Source organism: Microvenator marinus (genome assembly GCF_007993755.1).
In the GTDB taxonomy this organism is placed as follows: domain Bacteria; phylum Myxococcota_A; class Bradymonadia; order Bradymonadales; family Bradymonadaceae; genus Allomicrovenator; species Allomicrovenator marinus.
Genome location: NZ_CP042467.1, coordinates 1672876 through 1698080, shown reverse-complemented (window position 1 = coordinate 1698080; position 25205 = coordinate 1672876). Strand labels below are relative to the sequence as shown.

Genomic DNA, 25205 nt, shown 5'->3' with positions numbered 1-25205 from the left:
CATGCGAAAAATTGCCTTTAGACAAGCATTAAATGAAGCGCTCGCCGAGGAGATGTCACGCGACGAACACGTGTTCCTGATGGGCGAGGAAGTGGCAGAGTACAATGGTGCCTATAAGGTCAGCCAGGGTCTCTTGGACAAGTTTGGCGCAAAACGCGTTATCGACACACCTATCACCGAAGCCGGCTTTGCCGGTATCGGGATTGGCGCAGCCATGGTCGGGATGAAGCCCGTGGTGGAGATGATGACGTTCAACTTTGCGATTTTGGCGTTGGACCAAATCGCGAACACGGCCGCCAAAATGAGATATATGTCGGGCGGACAGCTTGCATGTCCTATCGTCATCCGTGGCCCGGGTGGGGCAGGTGGCGCGCTTGCCGCGCAGCATTCTCAAGCACTCGAGCAACAATATGTTCATTTCCCGGGCTTGAAAGTGATGATGCCAGCAACCCCTTACGATGCGAAGGGTATGTTGAAGACGGCGATTCGTGACCCGGATCCGGTGATCTTCATCGAGTCGGAAATCATGTACGGCTGGGAAGGAGAGGTCCCCGAAGAAGAGTATCTGATTCCGTTTGGCGAGGCTGACGTCAAGAAAGAGGGCTCTGATTGTACGATCATTTCGTGGAGTCGAATGGTTCACACGTCGATGGCCGCGGCTGCGAAGCTCGAAGAGGAGGGCATCTCGGCTGAAGTGCTGGACTTGCGTTCTTTGCGGCCCTTGGACAAGGACGCGATTCGTCGCTCGATTAAGAAGACCAACCGTGTGGTCATTGTGGAAGAAGGATGGACCTGGGCTAGTGTCGGAGCGAGTGTTTCCGATTTCATTTCCCGAGATCTATTCGATTATCTTGATGCGCCAGTGGGCCGAGTGCACCAGCGCGATATTCCGATGCCCTACGCGTTTAACCTTGAGCCGCTTAACCTCCCGAACGAGGAGAAGGTTATCGAGGCCGTCAAACGAGCCTGCTATCGCGACTAAGGAGATTTCATGGCTGAAGTAATTACGATGTTGGCTCTGAGCCCGACGATGGAAGAAGGCACTCTTGTGGAGTGGCTGAAGTCCGAAGGTGATTCGGTAGAGGAAGGAGAGCTGATCGCTGAAATCGAGACCGACAAAGCGACGATGGAGATGGAGTCCTTCCACGACGGCGTGCTCTTGAAGCTCATCGCAAAGAAGGGTGACGCCCTGGTGGTTGGAGCTCCACTGGCGGTGGTCGGAAAGAAGGGCGAGGATATCTCCGATCTTTTGGCGGGCCTGGGTCAGAAGGGTTCATCCGCGCCTGCTCAGGAAGCAAAGCCGGAGACCAAGGCCGTTGAGGAGCAAGCTCCCAAAGCCGAAGCCAAGCCAGAGAAGGCGGCTCCTAAGCCTGAATCGGATGATTCGGACCGCATCAAAGCGAGCCCTGTCGCGAGAAAGATGGCCAAGGAAAAGGGGTTGGACCTTGCGACCCTCGAAGGCTCTGGTCCACATGGGCGCATCATCATGAAAGATGTGGAAGAAGCCGGTGCGCCGTCTCAAAGCAGAGTGGCCCAGGGCGCGGCAGATAGCTCGTCCAATATGGTCGCCCTGAGTCAGATGAGAAAGACCATCGCGCGTCGGTTGGTCGAAGTTTGGAACGATACTCCACACTTCTACCTCACCGCAGATATCGACATGGCGAAGGCCATGGCTCAGCGCGCGGAGATCAATGCACAACTCAAGGCTGCCGGATCTGAAGTCAAGATTTCGGTGAACGACCTGATCGTCAAAGCGAGTGCTGTGGCGCTTCGAAACTATCCGAAGATGAACGTGGCGTTCCGTGGCGATAGCATCGAGCAATACGACGACGTGCACGTTGGCGTCGCCGTGGCTATCCCTGATGGCCTGATCACTCCAGTGATTCGAGACGCAGACCAGAAGACACTTAGTCAGGTTGCAACTGAGATTCGAGAGTTGGCTTCGCGCGCGAAGGATAAGCGACTCAAGCCGCATGAATACACGGGGAGCACCTTCTCGATTTCGAACCTCGGCATGTACCAGATCGACGAGTTCTCAGCGATCATTAACCCGCCAGAGGCAGCCATTCTTGCCTGTGGGTCTGTTCGCCAGACGCCGGTGGTCGAGGACGGCGAGATCGTGGTCGGAACTCGCATGAAGATCACACTTTCGTGTGACCACCGCGCGGTGGACGGGGCGGTAGGTGCGGAGTTCTTGATGGAGCTTCGACGCCTACTTGAGAACCCAATCTTGTTGCTCGTGTGACCAAACTCTCAATACCAACGGGTTAGAACGATGACGAAGCGAATCGCGATCTTGGCAAGTGGGGGCCCGGCTCCCGGCATCAACTCTGTAATCAACGCCGCTGCTCTAGAGGCGCTCAATCAAGGCTGGGAAGTCTTTGGCGTTCTCGACGGCTATCGAGGTCTTCGTGATGACGAGCTTAAGCAACTGAAGGTTGAGGATGTGTCGTGGATTCACTTCGAGGGCGGTGCAGTTCTCGGCATGTCGAGGACAAACCCCAAGCAACCAGAAGTCCTAGAGAAGGTCGTGGCTACCTTAGAGCGTCATAAGATCGATATGCTCCTGACCATAGGCGGGGACGATACAGCCTATGGTGCGAGTGTCATCGCGGAGGCGATGGCCGGCAAACTGAAGACCGTGCATGTGCCAAAGACCATCGACAACGACCTGCCGCTCCCAGAGGGCGTGCCGACCTTCGGCTACACCACCGCGCGCCACGTGGGCGTGGGTCTGGTTAAGAACCTGATGCGCGATGCTCAGACGTGCAGCCGCTGGTACATCGTGACCAGTATGGGCCGTCAAGCAGGCCACTTGGCTCTCGGGATAGGGAAGGCAGCCGGCGCCACGCTCACTTTGATCCCCGAAGAGTTTGATGGACCCGTGACTCTCGAGAATCTCACCCGGATCATTGAAGGTGCCGTCATTAAGGGCCTTTCGCGCGGTCGTAAGTGGGGTGTGGCAGTGGTTGCAGAGGGTCTCATTGAGAATCTCGACCATAAAGACCTCGAGAATTTCCCAGAGATTCGGCGAGATTCATTTGGTCATATCTTGCTCGCAGACCTCCAACTTGGGCGTCTGCTTTGCGAAAAAGTAGAAGAGCGTCTGAAACAACGTCAGATTGGCATGCGTTTCAACGAAGTTACGCTCGGCTACGAGCTTCGATGCGCCGATCCTGTGCCTTTTGATATCGAGTACACCCGAGACTTGGGCTTCGCCGCGATTCGGTTCCTTGTGGAAGGAGGGACCAACGGGATGGTGCTGATCGAGAACGGAAAGCGCAAATCGATTCCGTTCTACGAGATGCGCGATCAAAAGACCGGGAAGACACGCGTGCGAAACGTGGACGTGTCTCAAGAGGGATATCTTGTCGCTCGGCGCTACATGCAGCGTTTGACGGCGAAAGATTTTGATTCGAAGGAAGAATTGGAAGGGCTAGCTGCGGCTGCAAAGTCGAGTGTTGAGGAGTTCGTCTCCTATTTTGGGCCGTTAATCGAGTCCGAACCCGCCATGTATTCTTGGGAAGACTCGGTTAGGGATGCCGTTGACGCATAGCTTGTTGAGCTTTTGCACATAATTGGCACACATCAGAATGAATCTTCGTTCATATTGGGACATCTATATAGACATGCAAGGAAGGCTTGCATCAAGTGACTCAAAAACACGGTGTCCTACTAATTCCTACCCCATATCTTCAGAATCCTTCCAGATTCCTTCCATAAGATCCTATCTTATAAGCACCGTGAACTAGACGACTCGCCCCCTTCTTCGGGGGCGAAGTTGTTTCTTGTGAACGCCTTTAGATCCAAAACACTCGGCGCCCGTTCTGAAAACTAGCAGACGCGGGTTGAGTATTGAGTTCGCTGTCCCTATACTCATCGACGATGAAACACTCGGACAGCAATAGTAAAGAGGTGCGGACGTGAGCAAGAGAAAGTGGGCTAGCGACGACGATGCGGGAGATTTGCTCGCCGGGATTCTGGACGAAACCGAGATGGATGCTCGTGCTGAGGAAGAAAGGATCCAGCGTGAAATCCAGGCCAGAGAAGAAGAAGAGCGCAGGCGAAAGGCGCAAGAGGAGGAGCGAAAACGCCAAGAGGCGGAGGCGCGAATCTCAGCAGAGCTCGAGCGCCAAAGTTTGAATGCGGAGCGTAGAACTCAAAAAATGCAGGCGCTCAAGATCGAAGAGCTCAAAGAGCGCGGTGAATGGGTAGACCCCGAAATCGAGGCTACCAAGCAGCGTGAAGAAGAAGCCCGTAGGCAGAGAGAGCTCGAAGAGCAAGCGATGGCCGAGGCTCGAAAAGCTGCAGCGCAAGCGCGTGTGGCATCCGAAGCGCAGCCTAATCAACCGACAGTAGCTGCAAACAACAATAGTGCACCCGTCAAGCTGATCGCGGCAGGTTTCGCGGCCCTGCTTGTGGCTGGTGTAGCAATCTTTGCGATCGCGAGTGGTGGCTACGAGCCGGACGCAACGCCGTACTCTAAAGTTGTCTATTCGCCTAAAACGGTTCAGGTGGCGATGGTGGAGCGCGGCTTTACTTTGATCCCCAAGGCCGAACCTGAAGCAGAAGTGGAAGAGGAGCCGAAACGAACGTCTCGCAGATCGACACGTTCCGCAAGTACGAGTCGGCCCAAGGCAACATCGGCGCCGAAGGCTAAGACAGATGCCGTAGGACGCAAGGCAAATAAGAAGGCCAGCGAACTTGAGAAGCTTCTCGAGAGTGCTGACGATCCATTTGCCCTTTGATCACGAATGACCGCCGCGTTTCAACCATCCCAAACCACGATTCGGCGCATCGGTCGTGGCCAGGATGAACTTCTGAAAAGCTTTTTGGAACGCGATCCAGTCGAAAATCTCTTCATGCTTTCATGGGCGGAAAACTTCGGGACGGCACCGCCGTCTCAGTCGGATCTCTTCGAGTTCCTTGCGCTTGAGGTGGAGGGTGTACTCAGTGCAATTGCGCTAGTGGTGGCGAAGAGACTTGTACTCCTGGACTCTTTAGACGCGGAATGGTCCTCTCATTTTGGCGAGGACTTTGTGCGTCGTGGGGTGGTGCTCGAACACGTGGTTTCGTCGAGACGTTGTGTTTCACCGTTTTGGAACGCCTATACCAGGGGCGGTTTGGCTGCGCGTCTGGACCGAAATCAAACGCTCTACGTCTTGGAGCGGGATGCATTTTTGAGCCAGGACTGGGGCACAACCACTGAGATCACGCTGGCCAACTCCTTTGATATTGATGCTGTCTTTTTGGCATCGGCACGAATGCATGCCGAAGAGACGCTTGAAGACCCGCTTGAGCGAGATGCACGACACTTTAGGCGACATGTGGAGCATCGAATCTCTTCCGAGAGAACCTGGGTGTGGTTTAATGAGAGGCGACGATTACTCTTCAAGGCGGATATCTCCGCCCAGAGCTCCTACGGAGCGCAAATCTCGGGCGTCTATACACCGCCGGCTCTACGAGGGCAGGGAATCGCGACGCGAGCTCTACGGGACCTCTGTTTGGCTCTATTCGAGCGGGGTTATCCACGCGTCACGCTCTACGTAAACGACGAAAATGATTCGGCGATACGTGTTTACGAGAAGATTGGCTTTGCGCGCCACAGCGCGTATGAGACAGTTTTTGTTGCGACCTCGTGAGCTCAAATGGATTCTCTGACGCTTAAACGGCGGGTGTATCGACTCTTGAAGTTTGGAGTCGTTGGTGGGTCTGGGGTAGTCGTAAATCTTGTGGTCTTTCGAGTCATGCTCTGGCTTTTGGGCGATTTTATCCGCATGGATGCCAAGATTTTTGCGGCCAATCTCGTTGGTGTTGTGGTGAGCATCTTCACAAATTTCCTCCTCAATGACCGTTGGACCTGGGGAGACCGCATCAAGGGGGCGGGGCGTTGGTGGCATCGCCTCGGCAAATACTATCTGACCGCGTCTATTGCGGGTGGCGTTCAATTGGCCCTAACATCCCTAAGCTACGAGTTTGTCTGGCAACATTTAGATATGCGTTTTTTGAGGCATGACGTCTCACCCGACGCAGCATTGCTTAGCGGGATCGCTGCTGGTATGGCGATCAACTTGGCTGTGTCACACCTTTGGACGTTCAAGGATGAATAGACTTATCGTGTTAGTATTGATTCTGGCGGGTTGTGCGGCGCCAGAGGCCGAGAAGAAGAGGCCAGCGGACGATTTGATCGGTCGTCCTCCTCCGCCATCTGAGGATCCCTTTTACTTCGTGGCTATGGAGAAGGCTGTTCGGGTTGATACAACCGGCACGGTTGAGCCCGATCCAGTTGAACCTGATCCGGTTGAGCCCGATCCTCTAGACCCAACCACCGATGTGACCAAAACCACGGATCCCCCGGTTTCAGCTGTGGATATGGCTGAGTTTGAAAGTCGCGAAAGAGAACTTCGCCTTCGCGAGGCGGAGCTCAGTAGAAGGGAAGCTGAGGTGGAATCAAAGTACGCAGAACTCGCAAAACGCGAATTTGAGGTCGAGAAGAGGAATGAAAGTGTACGCGCCGATCTGCTGGCTCGTGAGTCTGGAATTGTCTCGGCGAGGGAAGAAGTAGAGGCATTAAGAAGGGAGGTCGAGGCCTCACGGAAGGCTCCACCGAAAGCCAAACCCTCAGGATATCAGTGTATGTCCTGCGTGTCGGTCTGCCCGATCGTGGATGGAAGGGCTGTGTGCCAGGGCGAGGACGATATGGTTTGCGGGTGGGGCGTGCATGATTCTAAAGAGACGGCTTCTAAAGCGGCCATGGCCGAATGTCGAGGGGCGCTAGACCTTATGGAGTCAGGAAAAGAGTACCGTGAGATTCGAGGGAATTGTCCTGCGGCTACTTGTTCGCCATGAGAACACAATCAAAACGTTGTCATGGGTGAAACGATAGGGTATGCCATTTGAGCAATGGACAGCGCCCGAGGTAAGAGCTCATGTCGAACGACACACAAAACCCATTCGAAAGAAATGATACCCATACACGTCTCAAGCCCTTGAACGACTCGGGACTTGTGATGGTCGTCACCCAGGCCTTCGGCCCCAATGGTGAAGATCTTATCGATCATGATGGTCCGAAGTTTTCGGGTGAACCCGGCGTTAAAGTTCGTGTTCGTCAGGGTGACCTTGTGGAGGATGTGGTTTTGAGCCCGTTCTACGGGGACTCAAGCAAGGTTTCTGAGGTCGCCTTCAAAGAGGGTGTGCCTTGCGAACTCACCGTACCTTCGAGCGGGGCAAAGCTTGATATTATTCCAGGAATGAAGACAGAGGAGGGCGGTAAATACTATGCGATCTACCTCACTCCAAAACTCAAGGCGGGCGAGCTTGTGGCGATCAACAACATCTGGGGGAACTACAATTCTCAGATGCTCGATGAGCGAGGATTGCTCGAACTTTACGCGGATTTAGAGTCCGACGAATGAACGCTTGACAGGTTTAGAGCTCGACCCTATATTGCCGCGCCTGTTTGAGGCGGGCGTAAAGCGTCCAAATTGCATCAACTTTAAAAGAATTTGCTAGACGGCCGCTGGCCGCAACACCGGAGAGATCATGTCGGAACAAGTGTTTCGAAACCACGGCCAATTGTTCGAAGAGCAAGGCCTTTCTGAAATCGGCAATACCGCTGAATGGGGCGCATCGCGCATCGACGAAGTGCGACACGCACTTTTGGAACTCAACAATCGCCGTGAGCAATTGTTCGAGGAAATGGAAGAAGGCAAGCAGCTCAGTGAGCTTGAGACTCAGTACCACTGGGTCAGCGCCGTATTCCGTTACCTTGGATTCACGTTCAGCATCGCCGAGCAACCTCCAGGTGGTGACGAGTCTGCTCGTCCTGATTTCACCCTCTTCTACAACGGTGATGACTTCCGCAACGCCTTGAATCACCGAGGCGAGCGCGAGTTCTTCTCGCAGGCTCTCGGTGTTGTGCGTTGCCTTCCTTGGGATGCTTCCTTGGACGAATACGAGTCCTCACACGAAGGTCCAAACAACCCAGCCTACGACATCGATCGCATCATCCGTTCGACCGGGGTCAACTGGGGTATCTTGACGAATGGCCAAGAGTGGCGGCTTTACCACCGTGAAACTTCTGGTCTCTTCTCGACCTACTTCCAAGTCAACCTCATGGAAGCACTGCTTTCGGGCGACTTGAATCAATTTAAGTACTTCTGGACCATCTTTAGCCCAGAAGGTTTGGGTGGCTTTGAATCGCAGGAACCCTTGGTTCACCGACTCCTGCACTAATTAGGGAATTGAGATGGAAGAACAACGTGATATGCGACGTCCTCGTCGCAAAAGAGAAGAAAGTACGTTGGGGCCGATTGAAGTGCCCGTGATCGACAATAACGTGAATCGCGCTTTGAATTCGCTCAAGCGCGAGATCGGCCGCGAAGGTGTTAACCGCGAGGTGAAGCGCCGAAAGTATTACGAAAAGCCAAGCGTGGCTAAGCGTCGTAAGACCCGCGAAGCTGAGCGCCAGCGTCGTAAAGACTCGCGACGAGAGACCTCTCGGTCTTTCTGAGATCAGCCTCCGCTGCTTTCACAACACATCTTTGAGATAATTGCCCGTGTAGCTTTTGGCCACACGGGCAACTTGCTCTGGGATACCCTGAGCGACAACCTCGCCTCCCGCTTCTCCTCCATCGGGCCCCATGTCGATGACGTAGTCTGCAGCCTTGATGATGTCCAAATTGTGCTCGATCATCAGCACAGTATTTCCCGCATCCACAAGCTGATCGACAACCCCGAGGAGACGGCGAATATCGTCAAAATGAAGGCCGGTACTCGGTTCATCCAAAATGTAGAGGGTGTTGCCTGTAGCGATCTTGGCCAACTCACGTGACAGCTTGATGCGCTGGGCCTCTCCGCCAGAGAGAGTGGTCGAGCTTTGCCCAAGCTGGATATAGTCGAGTCCCACATCGAGAAGGGTTTCCAGAACTCGTGAAATCTTCGGTTGAGCCGCAAAAAACTCTGCTGCCTCCGCCACGGTCATGTTGAGGACATCGGAAATAGACTTGCCCTTGTAACGGACCATCAACGTTGTGGAGTTGAATCGCTGGCCATGACAGAGGTCGCACGGTACCCAGACGTCAGCCAGAAAGCCCATTTCCACCTTCTTGACGCCCGCGCCCTGACACTCTTCGCAGCGCCCGCCGGCCACGTTGAAGGAAAACCTCCCAGGCGAGAATCCATATACTTTGGCGTCGGGCAGATTCGAGAACACCTGACGGATCAGATCGAAGACTTTGGTGTAGGTCGCGGGATTGGAGCGCGGCGTTCGTCCGATAGGCGACTGATCGATCTCAACGATCTTATCGAAATTCTCGAGACCCGAAATGCTCTCATGAGCACCCACGGTACGGTGCTTCCAGAAGACGTGACGCGCTACCGCAGGAAGAATGATCTCGTTAACAAGCGAGCTCTTTCCCGCCCCAGAGACTCCGGTCACGCATGTGAAGGTCCCAAGCGGGATCTCGACGTCGACGGACTTGAGGTTGTGGTGTGTCGCCCCTTTGACGCTCAGCTTCTTGCCCGTTCCTTTACGTCTCTTCTTGGGTGTCTCGAGGCTTCTTCGGCCGGCTAAGTAATCTCCCGTGATGGATCCCGCAGTGTTGATCACATCTTCGGGTTTTCCTGCGGCAACAATTTCACCACCGTTTCGCCCCGCTCCAGGGCCGAAGTCGACCAAAAAGTCGGCGCGTTCCATGGTTTCCCTGTCGTGCTCCACAACGATGATCGAGTTCCCCCGGTCGCGTAGATTCTGCAAGGTTTCCAGAAGTTGATCGTTATCCTTTTGATGTAGTCCAATACTCGGCTCATCCAAGATGTAGAGAACTCCCGAGAGGTCACTCCCCAATTGGCTTGCGAGCCTCATTCGTTGAGACTCTCCGCCGCTCAATGTGGCCGTGCCGCGATTGAGGGTGAGGTAGCTCAGGCCCACATCCACAAGGAATTTGAGTCGCGACGCGATCTCCTTGACCAATTCCTCACCGATTGTCGCGTCTCGGCCGCTCAGCTTGGCTTGGTCAAAGAATGTGTACGCGGCGTTTAGGTTTAGGTCACCAATCTCGGCGATGGTCTTGCCCGCAAATGTGTACTTCAATGCTTCGTCATTGAGCCGCGTACCCTGGCAATCGGCGCATTGTGTGTCGATGTAGAATTCGTCGAGCATGTCTTTGACGGCTTGTCTTTGTGACTTCCGCCTCAGCTGCGCAAGGAGCTTGATAATCCCGGCGAACACGCCGCGTTTACCGTTGAGGATAAGGTCTTGGACTGTGGGCTCAATCTGGTTCCATGGCGTCGCGAGATCGAGAAAGCCTTCGTTCTGCATTTCAAAGAGGTCGTCCCAGATCGATTCTACTTCTTGAACGAGCACGAATGACTTTGCCTCGCGAGAAGGCTCCCTTCCGAGCGGTACGAGCGCGCCATCGAGTAGTGAGAGGCCGGGGTTGAGGATGAGCAATGACGGGTCGAGATGGGGCCTTGTGCCGATTCCGCGGCATGCAGGGCACCAACCTACGGGACTGTTGAATGAGAAGTTCTGGTGGCTGAGGCTCCGTTGCGCCTGGTCCCGCACGAACACCTCTTCGTGTGCCTGTGCGCCTCCTTCGCCGGGGATGAGGAGGATCACACGCCCTTCGCCAGCACTCAGAGCGTTGGTCAGGGCTTCTTCGATGCGTCCACGCGCTTGGGGCCGGGCGACCAAACGATCCACGACGACGTCGATGTTGTGCTTCTTCTTTAGGTCGAGCTTTTCGATCGACTCGAGTTCTGAGATTTCTCCGTCGATCCGTGCGCGGGCAACCCCCGCCTTCCGGAGGCTAGCCAGCAGGTCCTTGAACTCGCCCTTTCGGTTCTGAACCAAAGGGGCGAGGAGCATGTACTTTGTACCGTCAGGAAGCTCGATCAGACGGGAAAGGATCTGTGATTCAGTCAACGATGAATTGTCCTCAGACTTCAAGACCGAAAGCTGAGCCCATAGCACACGCATATGGTCGTAGATTTCGGTCACGGTACCGACAGTGCTTCGTGGATTGGTCACGGTTGTTTGCTGTTCGATACTGATTGCTGGGCTGAGGCCAGCCAGTCGGTCTACATCGGGCTTCTCGGCTGTCCCTAAAAACATCCGCGCGTAGATCGACATGGACTCCACATACCTCCGACGCCCCTCAGCGTAGATGGTGTCAAAGGCCAAACTGGACTTTCCCGAGCCGCTCGGGCCGGTGAATACCACGAGCTTTCGCTTCGGAATCCTGACGCTCACAGACTGAAGGTTGTGAACCCGGGCCCCTTCTACAATGAGAAGGTCCTCATTGGCGCTCGTTTGAGGGAGGTCTGGAAGTGTGGAATGTTTTGGCTTGGTCATCGCTTTCTCTTTGGCCCTCGGGCCGCTTTGGTCCCTTGTGTGGCACACACGGCCCTGATAGACGTAGCAGGCCCTGCGGCTTGTGCAAGCCGTGTTCTGGAGTCTTTTATGAAACGCATCTCATTACCGGTGCTCGAGCCACGAGTAGAGCCTAAAGGTGACCAACGAAATTCTGGGCCAGCCCGTCCTACGCTTCAACATCTTGAAGACCAGGCAGGACCGCGCCCGAGGTGGATTCGAAAACGCCTCAGCCTGAACTCCGACTACTTTGAGACTAAAAGGTTGGTGGAAGATGCGCGATTGCACACAATTTGTGAATCAGGACAGTGCCCGAATATCGTTGAATGTTGGAGCCGAAAGTCTCTGACGATCATGATCTTGGGAAATGTTTGTACGCGGAGTTGCGGATTTTGTGACGTCCAGACTGGGCGCCCGGGCGCTGTCGACGTGACTGAGCCAGAACGTGTCGCAACGACGCTTGCCAAGTTAAACCTGAATTACGTGGTGATTACTTCGGTGGACAGAGACGATCTGCCCGACGGAGGCGCTGAGATTTGGGCGCAAACCATTCGGCGCATTCACGAAGCGAGTCCCGGAACAGGTGTAGAAGTTCTGACTCCGGACTTTAAGGGCGTCGCATCGGATATACAAACGGTTCTGGATGCGGTTCCCGAGTGTTTCTCTCATAATCTTGAGACCGTGGAAGAATTGCATCGTACCGTCAGGCCGCAGGCTCGATATGACCGCAGTATCGCAGTCTTGGAACAGGCGGCACGCGACGGCCGCTCGCTCGTTAAGACTGGCTTGATGCTGGGTCTTGGTGAGTCGAACGATCAGGTTCTAAAGGCGATGAAAGACCTTGTAGATGCAGGTGTGCAAGTACTCAACCTCGGCCAGTACTTGAGACCGTCGAAGAGGCACTTACCTGTGATGAGGTGGGTCACGCCTGAGGAGTTCGAGATGTTTAAGACCGAGGGCGAAGCCATGGGCTTTAAACATGTTGAGTCCGGCCCTCTCGTGCGTTCAAGTTATATGGCAGATGCACAGGCCGAGATCGTAGCCAGCAAAGGTTAAAGAGAGATGGGGGCAAGAACGGAAACCATCGATTTTGGGGTGTATGCCATATTGGACGCCAAACCCGGGCGAGACCTGCTGGGGATTTTGAGCGGTGCGGCTCGGGCTGGCGTTCGGGTGTTTCAACTTCGCGACAAGCATGATTTGGTCGGCGTTGACGAGGCTCGGCACTTGGTTGAAGCGGCACATGAGATGGGGGCAGTCCTTCTGATCAATGATCGTATTGATCTCGCTCTTGAATGCGGCGCCGACGGTGTGCATGTCGGGCCGCACGACGCGAGTGTCTCGGACGTACGAGAGATGATCGGCGACAAGATTATCGGGGCATCGGCGGGCGACTCGAGGCGTGCACAGGAGCTCGAAGCCATGGGGGCGGACTATCTTGGTTGTGGAGCCATCTTTGATGCACACGCCACCAAGGCTAACGCCTCGGGACCGAAAGGGGTTGGGTTGATTCGAGAGATCAAAGCGGCGGTTGGTATTCCCGTCGTGGGTATCGGGGGGATAGAGCTTTCCAATATCGTCGAAGTGATTGGTGCTGGTGCTGATGGTGCCGCAGTGGTCCGGGCCATATGTGACGCTGAATCGCCCGAGGGGGCAGCGCGTGAACTCTTGGGCGTTGTTGAGCGCGTCAGACTGGAACTAGGGGCAAAGCTGTAGTAAGACGCGCGCTCACGCGGTGAAAATCACACCAAGGGATGCCCAAAATGAATGATGTCCAAGTTGCTAGCGAGAATCTCGAGAATACCATCGTCACCGCCACCTTGAGTGGAAAGAACGAATACGGGTTCCTTTTTGATATCGGCTCCGATGTTCCAGCCTTTGTAGAAGCTGACGAGTTTCTCGTAGAACCCGCAGAGGGTGAGTCGATCGAAGTACTGGTGGAGTCCCAAACGCCTGAGTATTGGGAAGCTTCGTGGCGCAAGGCAAAGTCTCTTGGCCTCTGGGAAGAATTGAAGCGATGGGCCCAAGAGGGTGCCGTCGTTGAGGGGACAGTCCTCAGTGTCAATCGTGGTGGCTTGAGTGTGGATGTTGGTGTTCGTGGGTTCGTGCCGATGAGCCAGATCGACCGGTATCGCGTCGAAGATGCGACTCCTCTCATTGGATGTCGAATGCCCTTTAAGGTCATCGAGTTCAATGAAAAGGATGCCGACCTTGTACTGAGCCGACGTGCCTTGTTGGAAGAGAGCCTCGAAGACGAGAAGAAGAAGCTTCTCGAAGAGCTAAGCCCAGGCCAGCAGTTTGACGGAGTGGTTCACACCGTCACACGTTATGGCGCTTTTGTAGAGATTGGCGCTGGTGTGCAAGGCCTCCTTCACCGTGACAATATGAGTTGGGGACGCGTTGGGCGACCTTCGGACTTCATGCAGGTCGGAGACCGAGTGCGTGTTGTGGTGCTCGATGTGGATGAAGAGCGAGGGCGCATAGGACTTGGACATAAGCAGCTCCAAGATGACCCGTGGGAGACCTCGATCGACGGATTTACTGAGGGAGATATCCTCGAAGGAAAAGTCACGAGCCTGGTTGATTTTGGTGCGTTCGTGGCGATCGGAGATAATGTGGAAGGGCTCGTCCACGTGACCGAGATTTCTTGGGACCGAGTGCAAAACGCCTCTGATGTCTTGAATGTGGGCGATGAAGTGAAGGTTCAAATCATTGGTATCGACCAAAACCAAAGACGCCTGAGTTTGAGCATAAAGCGGAACCTCCCGAATCCATGGGAGGTTTTCGCTGTGGAGCACCCTGCTGGGTCTAGAGTTACCGGGAAGGTTGTGAACTTCACCGACTTCGGCGCGTTTGTTGAAGTAGCGAGCGGTGTAGACGGCCTTATTCATATTTCTGACTTCTCTTGGACGAAGAAAGTCGTCAAACCCGAGGAAGTGCTCGAGCTCGGCCAAGAGGTCGAGGCGGTAGTGCTTGAGGTAGACGTAGAGCAAGGAAGGCTTGCCCTTGGGCTCAAGCAATTGAGCGAGGACCCCTGGGAGCAGGCCGCCAAGATCGCCGTTCCCGGAGAGAAGATCGAAGTCACGGTGTCACGGACTACTGATTTTGGCGCGTTCGTCGATATCATCCCTGGAATCGAAGGCTTGATTCACATCTCGGAGCTCCGTGAAGAGCGAGTTCAACGTGTGACAGAGGTGGTCAAGCCCGGCGATACCGTAAAACCTCTTGTGCTTAGTTTTGACCGAGAGGGGCAACGTATCGGGCTTTCCTTGAAGCGCGACTCCCTCGGTGATGTGTCCGAAATGACCGAATATAAGGAAGAATCTGCCATGGCGCTCGGTGATCTTCTACGCGATCGCCTTGAGCAAAAGACTGAAGAGTAGACATCTTCCTTCCCTAGCCAGAATCAATAATCCCGCGCATTTGTGACATTTCGGCAATGTGATTGACACAGTTTCGACTTTTTTCTACTGTGCGCGCCTTCTCAGTGTAAGAGATATGATGACAGGAGAGTACATGTTTAGAAATTTGAGAAATGTGGGCGTTTTGTTTTGCCTCTCTCTCGCCGTTGCCTGTGGTGACGACGGTGGAGATAAGGGGAACAACACGACTAATCCGACCAACAACAACACCACGGAAACCAACAACGAGACGAACAACGAAACCACGCCTACTACAACGGGTCCAACCAACAACGAAACCACGGTGACCGGAACACAGTGTAATGCTGTCGGTGAAACGTGTACGGTGGGTGACCCAACTCGGGCTGGTTTTGTTTGTGAAGACCTTGGGGATGGCGCAAAATGCTCACAAGCATGTACTCCACCTGCCGAAGGTGCACAGTACCCTTGCCCATCCGGCCAGGCGTGTCTCGCTGCCAGAAACGGTGGGCCAACATTCTGTGCGGTTTCACAATGTAACGGTTGGAACGACACAACTTCGTGTGACGCGTTCAACTTCGAGAACGGCGCAACTTGCATTGGCGCTGTGAACAATTCATTCCTCTGCCTGCCTGCAGGCACCGTCGCTGAAGGCGCTGCATGTACAAGCGACAGTCAGTGTGAAGCAGGGAATATCTGCCTCAACGATATCTGCGCTCCAATCTGCAGCAACGATGCGGGTTGCGACGGCGAGGGTGAGCGATGCTTCGGCGATACCGACCCTGATTTCCTCGATGCAAACGTAGGCGCCTGTGTTGTCGGCTGTGATTCATACAGCACCGGCCAATGTCCAACAGGTCAGGGCTGCTTCCCGATTCTTGAAGAAGACGGCTTCTGTATTGATGCTGGCGACATTCCTGCGTACGAAGAGTGTTCTGCGACCGCAATGACGGCACAATGTAGTGAAGGCTCGACTTGTGTGACTTTTGAAGCAGGTGCAACGACAGGCACCTGTATGCCGCGCTGTGGAACGGGTGTGGAGTCATCATGCGACGGGTTTTGCCTTGAAGCATTTGATGCCTCGCCGACCAACGACGGTGTTTGCCTGGCAGGATGTGGCCTGGATGACTACGGCCAGAACACGTGTGCGGGTGAGTTCCATTGCCGCCCTGCTCGTGGCGAGAATGTTTGTTTCTTCGACGCCGCTGGTACCAAACTTGTTGGTGAAGCATGTGACCCACAAGCTGATTCTGTAGATTGCGTTGAAGGCGCATTCTGTGAGGCTGCAGGCGACGGAACCGCGGGTGTCTGCCGAGCATACTGCGATCTTCGCGATGCAGATACCAACCCCCTCTTGGCATGTTCTGGAACAGAGGTTTGCCAACCAGTTCTCGACGAGCTCGGGGTCTGTGGTGAGCCTTGCGATCCAAGTGGATTTAGCGACACCTCTTGCCCAGCCGGCCTTCAAACTTGTTTCCCTGCAGATGTACCGATTTGCTCACAGTCTGGAACAGTTGCAAATGGGGAAGCATGTGACGATATCTTCTCGAACACGTGTGCTCCAGGCTCCTTGTGCACCAATATCGTCAACGTCGGTACAGGTACAAATGCAGACCTCGAAGCGCCAGCCCAGTGCCGTATGTTGTGCGATCCGTTTGGAGATGATTGCGCAGCCGACGAGCATTGCGTAGCCGACCTTTTGAATCCAACGCTTGGTTATGGCTTCTGCTTGGAGCGAGGACAGGCCCAGCCTACGACCCAGCCTTTCGGTGCTTGTGAGACGCCAGACACTGCTTGTGCTGATCGAGGCTTCTGTATCCAGTTCGATTCTGGCGAAACGGGCTGCTATATGCTCTGCAATCCAAACCCAGCGGAGGGAGAAACCAGTGGATGTCCAGGAACGAGCCAGTGTTTGACTTCATTCCAAGACCCCATGACAATGGAGGTGATCGATCTCTCTATTGGTGAATATGGAGTGTGTGCGGGTTAGTAAATACTAGTCCGAACCACAAGCCCGGCTCTGCCGGGCTTTTTTTTGCCTTTTTTCTTGGAGAACCACGTGTTGCGTGATCTGAGGCTGAATTCTGAGTAGGATGCAACGATTCCAAAGAAAGGAAAGTCGTGCGCGTTTTAATCAGTATAGTGGGCCTCTTCTTCTTGTTAGTTTTCAGCGGTTGTTCCGGCTGCGATGATGATTGTCCGGGGGGCTGTCCAGAGGGAAGCGTTTGCAACGCCGAATCTGGGCTCTGCGTCAATGCAGGGGAATGCCCAGGTGGTTGTCCCGCAGGACTGGCCTGTGTTGACGGCGCGTGCACAACGCCTCCCATACAGTGTCAGGCTCCTCAAGAAGCTTGTGATCCGAGATTTGAGACAAATGACGGATTCCTATGTCTAAGCTTCGACGGTGTCTCGGCTTCCTGTTACGAACAATGTCAGGCCGGAGAATGTGCAGGTGGTTCACTCTGCTTCTTTGTGGAGTCAAGTCTCGACCCGGCTTGCACCTCCAACGATGAGTGCGGGGCGAATCAAGCGTGTCAGTTTGGTGCCTGCAGAGACACCATTTGCCAGCCTTCAGAGTGTGAGGGGCCAATCGCAGGATTGGATACGTGTCGCGCACTCTATGAAGGAGATCCAAACTTTCCGAACGGCGCCATCTGCGCCAACGCTGGGAACGACGCGTCCTATTGTTTCGCGGCAGGACCTCGCACTGAAGGGGAGTCTTGTTCTGCACTCGATCAGGCCTTGATATCTGGAAATATCTCCAACCTATGTTCGCCTGGTCTTGGGTGTTTGGGTGGTATCTGCCGTGCCCTCTGCGACCAGAATAGCTCTTGCGCAAGTGGTGATTGTCTACTGGCTGAGGAATCGATCGCAGGCCCGGATACAGGTTTCTGCGGGGAGCAGTGTGAGCCATTTAGCCAGGGTGAGTGTGGCGAAGGCCAATCTTGCCAACCAGTGGCAGCGGATCTTGGGCTTTGTGTACCGTCGGGTAATTTGCCCGCCTTTTCGCGATGTGAGCCAGGCGCGTCTCAATGCGAGGACGGGACGTTCTGCGTGGTGCTTCAGGAGCCAAATGTAGCACAGGGTCTGGCCGGCGAGGCTCGATGCCATCCGATTTGTGATATTCGTGACGCACCGGCGGAGGCCGATGGTTCAGTGAGTCCAACCACGCAAGCCTTGAGAGATTCGCGCTGTCCCAATCCGCCCGTAGACCCGGCAGGTATTGTTTTGGCACACCTCGCGACCGATCTGGAGGAGTTTGACGTTTATGTGGGCGACTCTCTGGCAGGCCAACTCGAACCGAGAAGCCAGTTCAATGATGGCGTGTTTGAGATCGAACCTGGAAGAACGACGCTCGCGTTAAGACCAGCAGGAGGCCCTTCCACCGACGTCCCGCTCGCCGAGTTCGTCTTCGATGCCGAGAGCGGAGGCACTTATGAGATTGAGATTCTGGCGGCTGGGTCTGAGCCAGAAGTGCGAGCGAGGGAGTTCGCCCTGGGATCGGTATCCGTGATTCATGCCTCCACAGATCTTGGGCCACTCGATCTTGTCGGGGTACCGAGTGGAGAAGAACCCAATGACCAAAACCAAACTCTCTTCGTTGAGGGGCTCGAGCCCGGGGTGAGCGTAGAGGCTTCGGCATTCGAAGGTGACGTGTTGGTATTCGAGGCGGGTGCCGAAAGGACGAGGTTCTCCGCGCTGATTATATCGGAACTCGGCTTAACGGCTGGAGACGCAAACTACGTGAGCGGCACATTGGACGCCCTCGATAGTGCTGCTCTCGAAATCGTAAATTTGCCAATACCTGCGCCTCTTGAGCCAACCGGTGGCGATAGGTTCATTTGCTCTTCTTTGGGGAATGATGTTTTCGGGTTTTGTCAGCAAACTTGCGAGTCGTCGGAGTCTTACCTCAACGCGGAGACTTGTCAGGGAGAGGGGATGGGATGCGCCCCCGTCTTCTTGGACGACACGGCTGAGTGGAAAGATATTTGCGCTCCGATCGGCTCAAAAGTTGAGGGAAGTCAGTGTAACCCGTTCGGTATCGCTCAATGCCAACGAGGCCTTTATTGCCAGGAATACGGGAACGCGGCGCCGGACTTCGACCCTCAGTTAAGAGGCGTGTGTCATAGCCTATGCGCCACCGATGGCACTTTTGGGTGCGAGGCTGGACGCGAATGCAAATTGATTGACGACGAACTTATCGCTGGGGAATGCGCTGTTGCGTGCGAGTCAGAAATGTTCGGTGATGCGAGCTGCCCAACGGGACAGAATTCGTGTCTGCCTAGTGCCTCTCTTGTCTTGGAAACCGTGGGTGCTTCCGAGCCTTCGGTACGCGATGAGCCGACGTATTGTTCCGCTTCTGGACTGATAGCGCCCGGAGAGATGTGCTCGGGAGCCGATTGTGTGCCTCAGGCCGAGTGTCTCTATCCGCGCTCGGCACAGACGGACTTCTTGTTCTCGTTGCTTTCGCCATATGTGGGGGCGCAAGGATTGGTTCCGACGTGTACGTTGCGTTGTGATCCGTTCTCGGGCACTGGGTGTGCAAACGGAGAGACGTGTCTCTTCAACTACCCCTATAGCGCGGATGTCGGGCATTGTGCGCCGGTCGTGGAGTCTGCATTGCCGGGAGCTCCCTGTACGCGCCCTGGCGAGGCGTGTGGCCAAGATTCGATTTGCGTCGCGGATCCGGCGGGAAATCTTTGTTTCAGGTTCTGCGAGTACGAAGGACCGGATTCGAACGGAGTCCTCTCGCAGTCGACGTGCCCGGCCGGAATGGAATGTGCGGCTCTGGTGGCCGATCTGGGGGTTTGTCGCGACCCGCGATGAGTCTTGATGCACCTCATTTGACATTCTGGTGGGAACCGTGTTCAATCACCGCCCTACATTTCATGACATAGGAGTGAATGTATGCGTGGATTCGGGTTGCTTTTTGCATTGGTGCTCTTTGGTTGCGCGACGGCCGAGGCTCCCGAAGTCCAGTGTGTGGAAGACGCAGAGTGCTTTCCCGGGCAATGTGTAGACGGAATCTGCATCTCGCCGGACCTTGGAAGCGCTCCGGATTTTTCTGTCCCCGATGAAGGGGTTGAGCCGGAACCTGACATGGAAACTTTGCCAGACGAAGGCGGAGAACCAGATCTGGAGCCCGACTTGAGCGAAACGTGCTCTCCGGAGTGCGGACCCAACGAAACTTGCGTGGCCGGGGTTTGTGAAAGCGCTTGTTCGCCCACCTGCGTGGCACCACAAGTTTGCACCGAAAATGGCTGTAAGTTTCCGGCTTGCACACAAGTTGGCGACCGATGTCAGGGGGCACAACCAGAAGGGTTCTTGTGTCTTGTTGAGAGCGGTTCGAATGAAGGACGATGCTTTCAATCTTGCGAAGAGAGAGGCAGTCGTTCGAGTTGTGGCGCCGGCCAATTCTGCCTCGCCGTCAACTCGACCAGTGATGCGAACTATTGTGTCGAGTCTGAGTGTACCTCGACAGCCGAGTGTGGCGCCCAAACCTGTCTCGAATTCCTCGATGATTTCGGCCTCTGCTTTCCGGGAGGAAACTTGCCTGAGGGTTCGGCCTGCACCTCTTCCAATAATCAATGCGGGCAGGGATTCTTCTGCGATACGGACGGGTCAAGCACTGCGGGAGTATGCCGGAGACTATGTGACCCCTTCCAAGTCGGTAGCTGTGGTGCACAGCAGGCTTGTGGCGAACTCGTCACCGAGCGACAGGCGCTTTGCACAAACACGTTGACGAGTCCACCAAGAGCGGCGTTTCAGTCTTGTTCCCCGGCGGGAAGTTGGTGTGGCGACCGCACGTTGTGCCAAGACTTTGGGGAGGGACAAGCGTTTTGCATTCCCTATTGCAGGCCTGGTGGCAATGATTGCAGCGGTTTGACCCCAGCCGCCCTCTGTGACCCCTATGTGGGTCCTGCTGGACTCGGGCTTTGCTTACCAGAGTGCGATCCACTTGATGCAGATTCGTGCGGCGAGTTTGAGTGCATTGATTCAGGGCCAGACGCGGGCCTTTGCCGAATCCCATGTAGTGCTGGAAATGAAGTACAAGATTGTTGTAATGGTACGACCCCATGTACGGCAATGTGTGTAGATAACTATTGCGAGTAATAATCGGTTCGATTGGATGAACCAAGCCTGGTCAGGAGAAAAGATGAAAAAGTCAGTTTTAAGGTTGAGTAGCGTGTTTGCACTTTCGTGCGTAATGATTCTTGGTGCGTGTGGCGATGATTCGAAAGATTCATCGTGCCCAGCTGGTCAAGACCTCGTGCAAGTTGGCGCAAGCCCCGCACAATGTCTCTCCCCATGCAACGCAGGTGTGTGTGGTGCCGGAGAGATGTGCACCAGTGGTTATTGCGTCTCGACAACTGGAAACCCGAACAACCAGAACAATACCAACAACAACAACACGACTGTTGATCCGAACAATACGAACAACAATACGACCGTTGATCCGAACAACACGAACAACAACACGACTGTTGATCCGAACAACACGAATAACAATCCAGACGAGTGTGTGCCTTCGACACTCGCTGGGGCCTGCGACGTAGTTTGTCAGACTGGATGCGCAGCCGGTCAATCTTGCGCCATCACTGGTGGTACCGCATCGGCACCTCAGACCGGTTGCGTAGGAACTGGCACAGCGGGTGAAGGTGAGGAGTGCAGCGGTGCGAACCTTTGCGAAGTGGGCATGATGTGTGTGCCTACCGCTCAGGGTGCAACGACTGGTACATGTATCAAATTCTGCCGTCCGTCGGGTGGAGAGCCCTCCTGCGCCACAGGCGATGTCTGCGCACCAATTACTCAAGACGGAAGCGCCGGGATCTGTGAGACTCCGGAAGACGAATGTACACAGTTCCCGAATGATAGCTGTGCTGAGGGACAGAATTGCTATCTCACACAAGTGGGATTGCGTTGCATCGATTTTAAGGCGGATGCAACTGTCGGTGCTGCGTGTGCAGGTCCAAACGAATGTAACGATGGTCAAGGCTGCGTAGGACCGCAAGGTTCAACCACGTGCCGCAATTTCTGCGAAACTGGCTCCACTGACCAGTGCGCGGAAGGTGAGCAATGTACTACCCTCCAAGGGCCTAATGGTGCATTGCCGTTCGGTGCCTGCTTGATGGGAATGTAAGTTGAGCGCCATAAGTTTTGACGCTAAGATCTCATCTCCTTCAAGAGATGAGATTTTTTTATGCGTTGGATCTACCTTGCCATCGTGAGTCTGCTTGTGGCGTGCGGAGACGATACAGCTCCTCCCGCCAGTACGAACAATATGTCGGTTGGGACGAATAATCAGACCAATACGAACAATACTCAGACGAACACGTCCAATAACGCCACACTACCGTCGACCAATCAGTCGGCTACTCAAACGAACAACACCACCGGGCCACTTCCGGATTGTGATCTCCTCGATCCCGAGATTGGTGTCTGCGATCCCCTTTGTCAGAGGGGTTGTGATTCCGGTGAGGCCTGCGTCACTGAGGAAAACGCAGAGGGATTTGAAGTATCTTGCGTGGATGCGGGTGCAGGCATTCAAGACACGCCGTGTGAAGCCGATTCGGATTGTAGGGCAGGGTTGACTTGCCTCGCCCCAGAAGGTGGCGAGAGCGTCTGCGTTGAGTATTGTCGCACGGGATCGGATGCCCAGCCCCAATGTGCGCCGGACTACACGTGTCGTCCGTTCGGGCGAGAGAGTCGTGTTGGAATATGTTTTCTGGCCACCAATGAGTGTACGTTCTTCCCCGATTCTTGCCCGGCCGATCGCGAATGTTACTCCACGGACAATGGAACTCGGTGTGGGATCTTTGATCCGGAAGCCGAACCTGGCGTGACGTGCGAAAATTCAAACGAGTGCAATGAAGGTTTCCGTTGTGCCGGGACGGGCGCAAGTGATTTAACTTGCAAACAAATTTGCAATCCAGATGAAGAAGTCGACACGTGTCCCGAGTCCACGACATGCCAGATTATGCGCAATTCGTCGGGAGAATCACTTGGATGGGGCGCTTGTTTCTAAAGTTGCTTGACACGTATTTTGACGGGTGATAGACAGTCGCCCGCCTCGGAGATGTACCTCTTCGAGTGTAGGGGTGTCGCCAAGTGGTAAGGCACCGGTTTTTGGTACCGGCATTCCTAGGTTCGAATCCTAGCACCCCTGTTGGCTCTCGCCATCACGCAGGCTTACCGAAAGGTAGCGCCTGCGTTTTTGTTCTCACCCAGAGGCTTTGTCATGAGTGATATGATGCTTTTTGCGGGAAACTCAAATCCCGCACTCAGCTCCGCCATTGCGAGCTATCTGGGTTTGAACATGAGCGATGCGATGGTCGGGCGTTTTGCTGACGGTGAGATTCAGGTCGAAATTCAGACCAGCGTCCGCCATCGTCAAACCTACCTGATCCAGACGCTCTCTTGGCCCGTGAATGATAATTTGATGGAGCTCCTCGTTATGGGTGACGCGCTTCGGCGTGCATCAGCTGACGAGATCACTGCTGTGATCCCCTACTTTGGCTATGCGCGCCAAGATAGGCAGGCAAAGCCTCGAACGCCCATCACTGCGAAGCTGATTGCTGACTTGATTCAGGCGGCCGGTTTTTCGCGTGTGATCACGATGGACCTCCACGCGAGCCAGATTCAGGGTTTCTTTACGAAGCCAGTAGACAATATCTACGCGAGTCCGGTTCTCATTCACTCGTTGCGCTCTCTCGAGATTCCGTCTGACAAACTCGTGTTTGTTTCGCCGGACGCTGGAGGGGTGGAGCGCGCGCGCCATTACTCAAACGTCTTCAGATGTCCGTTGGCGATCGTGGACAAGCGTCGCAGCGCACCAGGTGTGGCTCACGCCATGCATCTTATCGGTGACGTGAAAGACAAACACGCGATCATCGTAGACGATATGATCGATACAGCAGGGACACTCACTCAGGCGGCTGCCGCTGTTCTGGAGCACGGTGCCTCTGAGGTTTATGCAGCAGCGTCCCATCCCGTGTTGAGCGGCCCTGCGATCGAACGGATCTCTAATTCTGTGCTGAAACGCGTTTTCGTCACGGACTCAATTCCTTTGAGCGAAGCAGCCAGAGGCTGTGAAAAAATACAGATATGTAGTGTCGGAGACCTCTTTGGTGAGGCAATTCGACGTGTCCACGGTGGTGATTCTGTAAGTTCGCTATTTAAATTATCGAACGGTTGATATATGGCTTCGCGTCTTTCGAAGTCATATGGAGGAAAGAATGAGTACAAAACCAACATTTAGCGTCACCGGACGCACCGAGAGTGGCAAAGGCGTCGCTCGTAAGCTTCGCGCAGCTGGTCAATTGCCAGCAGTTTGCTACGGAATGAATTCCGAGACCATCTCGGTGGTTGCCGATCCAGACGCGCTTTACAAGCTCCTTACGGGTCCACGTCGTCGAAACATCGTTTTCCGTTTGGAGATCGAGGGTGGTTCAAGCTTTGACTACGTCATGGTGAAAGAATACCAAATCGACCCAATCAAGCGCGACCTCGTCCACGCTGATTTTGTGGTGGTTGACCCGAACAAAAAGGTCAAAGTTACCGTCCCAGTGGAGACCACCGGCCGTTCACGTGGTGAGCGTGAGGGTGGAAAGCTTCGCGCGGTTCGTCCTCAAGTTGAGCTGATGGCTCGTCCTGACGACATTCCTGAGAAGCTTACTCACGATATCTCGGACCTCGGTTTGGGCGCTGTGTTTTTGGCGAGCGAGCTGGAGTTGCCAGAAGGTGTTGAGCCTGGCTACAAGGCCGATTTCGCTGTCTATCAAATTGCCGTCCCTCGTGGAGCTGCTGCGAAAGGCAAGGGCTAATCCTGGGAGATCTCAGGCGTGAGTTCCTATCTGCTGGCGGGCCTCGGTAATCCGGGGCCAAAGTACGAGTTAACCCGCCACAATATCGGGTTTTTAGTGATCGACAGATTTGTCGATCGCCTCGGTATTGCGTTGACACAGCAGAAATTTCATGGTCGATACGCGTCGGGCATTTGCCGGGGCGAGAAAGTACATCTCTTGCAGCCGCAAACGTTTATGAATCTCTCGGGAAAGTCCGTAGCTGCGGCTCGGAGTTTTTTCGACATAGAGATGCCAAACGTCATTGTGGTTCACGATGAACTTGACCTTCCATTTGGCGTTGTCCGGATAAAGATCGGTGGTGGACACGGAGGGCACAATGGCCTCCGGGATATCATCGCTCAGACGGGCCAAAACGACTTTATTCGTGTTCGTATGGGCATCGGTCGCCCCGAGAAGGGAAGTGTGACGGACTGGGTACTCAGTCCGTTTCCAGCGGCAGATACCGACGAACTCTTGATTGAGTTGGACACGGCTTGTGACGCGTTGGAAGCCATTTTGGCAGATGGCGCGAGTGCGGCGCAGAATCAGTTTAACGGTAGATAAACGCGGTGCACGTGCACCGACGACAACAAAGATAATTTCTTA

The 25205-nt window shown here is 54.6% G+C and carries 22 protein-coding genes and 1 tRNA gene; 22 read left to right on the top strand and 1 reads right to left on the bottom strand.

All coding sequences use genetic code 11. The features are described 5' to 3' along the window. The first annotated feature begins 1 nt into the window (after position 1). The 10 genes from FRD01_RS07190 (at position 2) to rpsU (ending at position 8512) form a co-directional block, all read left to right on the top strand. Positions 2 to 982 (top strand): pyruvate dehydrogenase complex E1 component subunit beta, encoded by a 981-nt coding sequence (locus FRD01_RS07190; RefSeq protein ID WP_146958713.1) that lies wholly within the window; start codon positions 2 to 4, stop codon positions 980 to 982. A gap of 9 nt (positions 983 to 991) precedes the next feature. After that, entirely contained in the window at positions 992 to 2245 is a 1254-nt protein-coding gene (locus tag FRD01_RS07185) for a pyruvate dehydrogenase complex dihydrolipoamide acetyltransferase (RefSeq protein WP_146958712.1), read from the top strand. A 30-nt stretch (positions 2246 to 2275) separates the two neighbouring features. Further along, a complete protein-coding gene (gene pfp, locus FRD01_RS07180; RefSeq protein WP_146958711.1) occupies positions 2276 to 3556 on the top strand; it encodes a diphosphate--fructose-6-phosphate 1-phosphotransferase in 1281 nt (426 codons plus the stop codon). Positions 3557 to 3923: 367 nt separating this feature from the next. Then, positions 3924 to 4748, top strand: a complete 825-nt coding sequence (locus FRD01_RS07175; protein WP_146958710.1) for a hypothetical protein — start codon at positions 3924 to 3926, stop codon at positions 4746 to 4748. A 6-nt stretch (positions 4749 to 4754) separates the two neighbouring features. Further along, positions 4755 to 5642, top strand: coding sequence for a GNAT family N-acetyltransferase (locus FRD01_RS07170; RefSeq protein ID WP_146958709.1), 888 nt, complete (start codon positions 4755 to 4757; stop codon positions 5640 to 5642). 6 nt (positions 5643 to 5648) lie between these two features. Next, on the top strand, positions 5649 to 6110 hold the full coding sequence (locus FRD01_RS07165; protein WP_146958708.1) for a GtrA family protein: 462 nt from the start codon (positions 5649 to 5651) through the stop codon (positions 6108 to 6110). Next, a complete protein-coding gene (locus FRD01_RS07160; RefSeq protein WP_146958707.1) occupies positions 6103 to 6849 on the top strand; it encodes a hypothetical protein in 747 nt (248 codons plus the stop codon). The genes FRD01_RS07165 and FRD01_RS07160 overlap by 8 nt, the downstream gene beginning before the upstream one ends. Before the next feature lie 80 nt (positions 6850 to 6929). Next, positions 6930 to 7415, top strand: a complete 486-nt coding sequence (locus FRD01_RS07155; RefSeq protein WP_146958706.1) for a hypothetical protein — start codon at positions 6930 to 6932, stop codon at positions 7413 to 7415. 127 nt (positions 7416 to 7542) lie between these two features. Beyond that, positions 7543 to 8235 (top strand): hypothetical protein, encoded by a 693-nt coding sequence (locus FRD01_RS07150; RefSeq protein WP_146958705.1) that lies wholly within the window; start codon positions 7543 to 7545, stop codon positions 8233 to 8235. Positions 8236 to 8311: 76 nt separating this feature from the next. Further along, a complete protein-coding gene (gene rpsU / locus FRD01_RS24630; RefSeq protein ID WP_146963882.1) occupies positions 8312 to 8512 on the top strand; it encodes a 30S ribosomal protein S21 in 201 nt (66 codons plus the stop codon). A gap of 18 nt (positions 8513 to 8530) precedes the next feature. Here the strand turns inward: rpsU and uvrA are convergent, their stop codons facing one another. Next, positions 8531 to 11356 carry an excinuclease ABC subunit UvrA gene (gene uvrA / locus FRD01_RS07140; RefSeq protein ID WP_146958704.1) on the bottom strand — a complete coding sequence of 942 codons (2826 nt, stop codon included), beginning with the start codon at positions 11354 to 11356 and terminating at the stop codon, positions 8531 to 8533. A 108-nt stretch (positions 11357 to 11464) separates the two neighbouring features. Here uvrA and lipA point away from each other — a divergent pair, with 108 nt between their 5' ends. The 12 genes from lipA to pth all read left to right on the top strand — a co-directional run bounded on the left by lipA (position 11465) and on the right by pth (position 25163). Next, complete coding sequence (gene lipA / locus FRD01_RS07135; protein WP_146958703.1) at positions 11465 to 12430, top strand: lipoyl synthase; 966 nt, start codon at positions 11465 to 11467, stop codon at positions 12428 to 12430. Between the two features lie 6 nt (positions 12431 to 12436). Further along, positions 12437 to 13090: a thiamine phosphate synthase gene (gene thiE / locus FRD01_RS07130; RefSeq protein ID WP_146958702.1), complete on the top strand. Its 654-nt coding sequence runs from the start codon at positions 12437 to 12439 to the stop codon at positions 13088 to 13090. Positions 13091 to 13137: 47 nt separating this feature from the next. Further along, the gene (locus tag FRD01_RS07125) at positions 13138 to 14757 is read left to right on the top strand and encodes a S1 RNA-binding domain-containing protein (RefSeq protein WP_249756089.1); all 1620 of its coding nucleotides are present in this window, start codon (positions 13138 to 13140) and stop codon (positions 14755 to 14757) included. 133 nt (positions 14758 to 14890) lie between these two features. Beyond that, positions 14891 to 16744, top strand: coding sequence for a hypothetical protein (locus FRD01_RS07120; protein ID WP_146958700.1), 1854 nt, complete (start codon positions 14891 to 14893; stop codon positions 16742 to 16744). Between the two features lie 131 nt (positions 16745 to 16875). After that, positions 16876 to 19581, top strand: coding sequence for a DUF4397 domain-containing protein (locus FRD01_RS07115; RefSeq protein ID WP_146958699.1), 2706 nt, complete (start codon positions 16876 to 16878; stop codon positions 19579 to 19581). Between the two features lie 81 nt (positions 19582 to 19662). Next, positions 19663 to 20868 carry a hypothetical protein gene (locus FRD01_RS07110; protein ID WP_146958698.1) on the top strand — a complete coding sequence of 402 codons (1206 nt, stop codon included), beginning with the start codon at positions 19663 to 19665 and terminating at the stop codon, positions 20866 to 20868. Between the two features lie 43 nt (positions 20869 to 20911). Next, a complete protein-coding gene (locus FRD01_RS07105) occupies positions 20912 to 21895 on the top strand; it encodes a hypothetical protein (RefSeq protein ID WP_146958697.1) in 984 nt (327 codons plus the stop codon). Positions 21896 to 21955: 60 nt separating this feature from the next. Next, positions 21956 to 22780, top strand: a complete 825-nt coding sequence (locus FRD01_RS07100) for a hypothetical protein (protein ID WP_146958696.1) — start codon at positions 21956 to 21958, stop codon at positions 22778 to 22780. A 69-nt stretch (positions 22781 to 22849) separates the two neighbouring features. After that, a tRNA-Gln gene (locus FRD01_RS07095) sits at positions 22850 to 22921 on the top strand. 72 nt (positions 22922 to 22993) lie between these two features. After that, positions 22994 to 23950 carry a ribose-phosphate pyrophosphokinase gene (locus tag FRD01_RS07090; protein WP_146958695.1) on the top strand — a complete coding sequence of 319 codons (957 nt, stop codon included), beginning with the start codon at positions 22994 to 22996 and terminating at the stop codon, positions 23948 to 23950. Positions 23951 to 23990: 40 nt separating this feature from the next. Then, on the top strand, positions 23991 to 24578 hold the full coding sequence (locus FRD01_RS07085) for a 50S ribosomal protein L25 (protein WP_249756088.1): 588 nt from the start codon (positions 23991 to 23993) through the stop codon (positions 24576 to 24578). An 18-nt stretch (positions 24579 to 24596) separates the two neighbouring features. Further along, complete coding sequence (pth, locus tag FRD01_RS07080; RefSeq protein ID WP_146958693.1) at positions 24597 to 25163, top strand: aminoacyl-tRNA hydrolase; 567 nt, start codon at positions 24597 to 24599, stop codon at positions 25161 to 25163. The last annotated feature ends 42 nt before the right edge of the window (positions 25164 to 25205 follow it).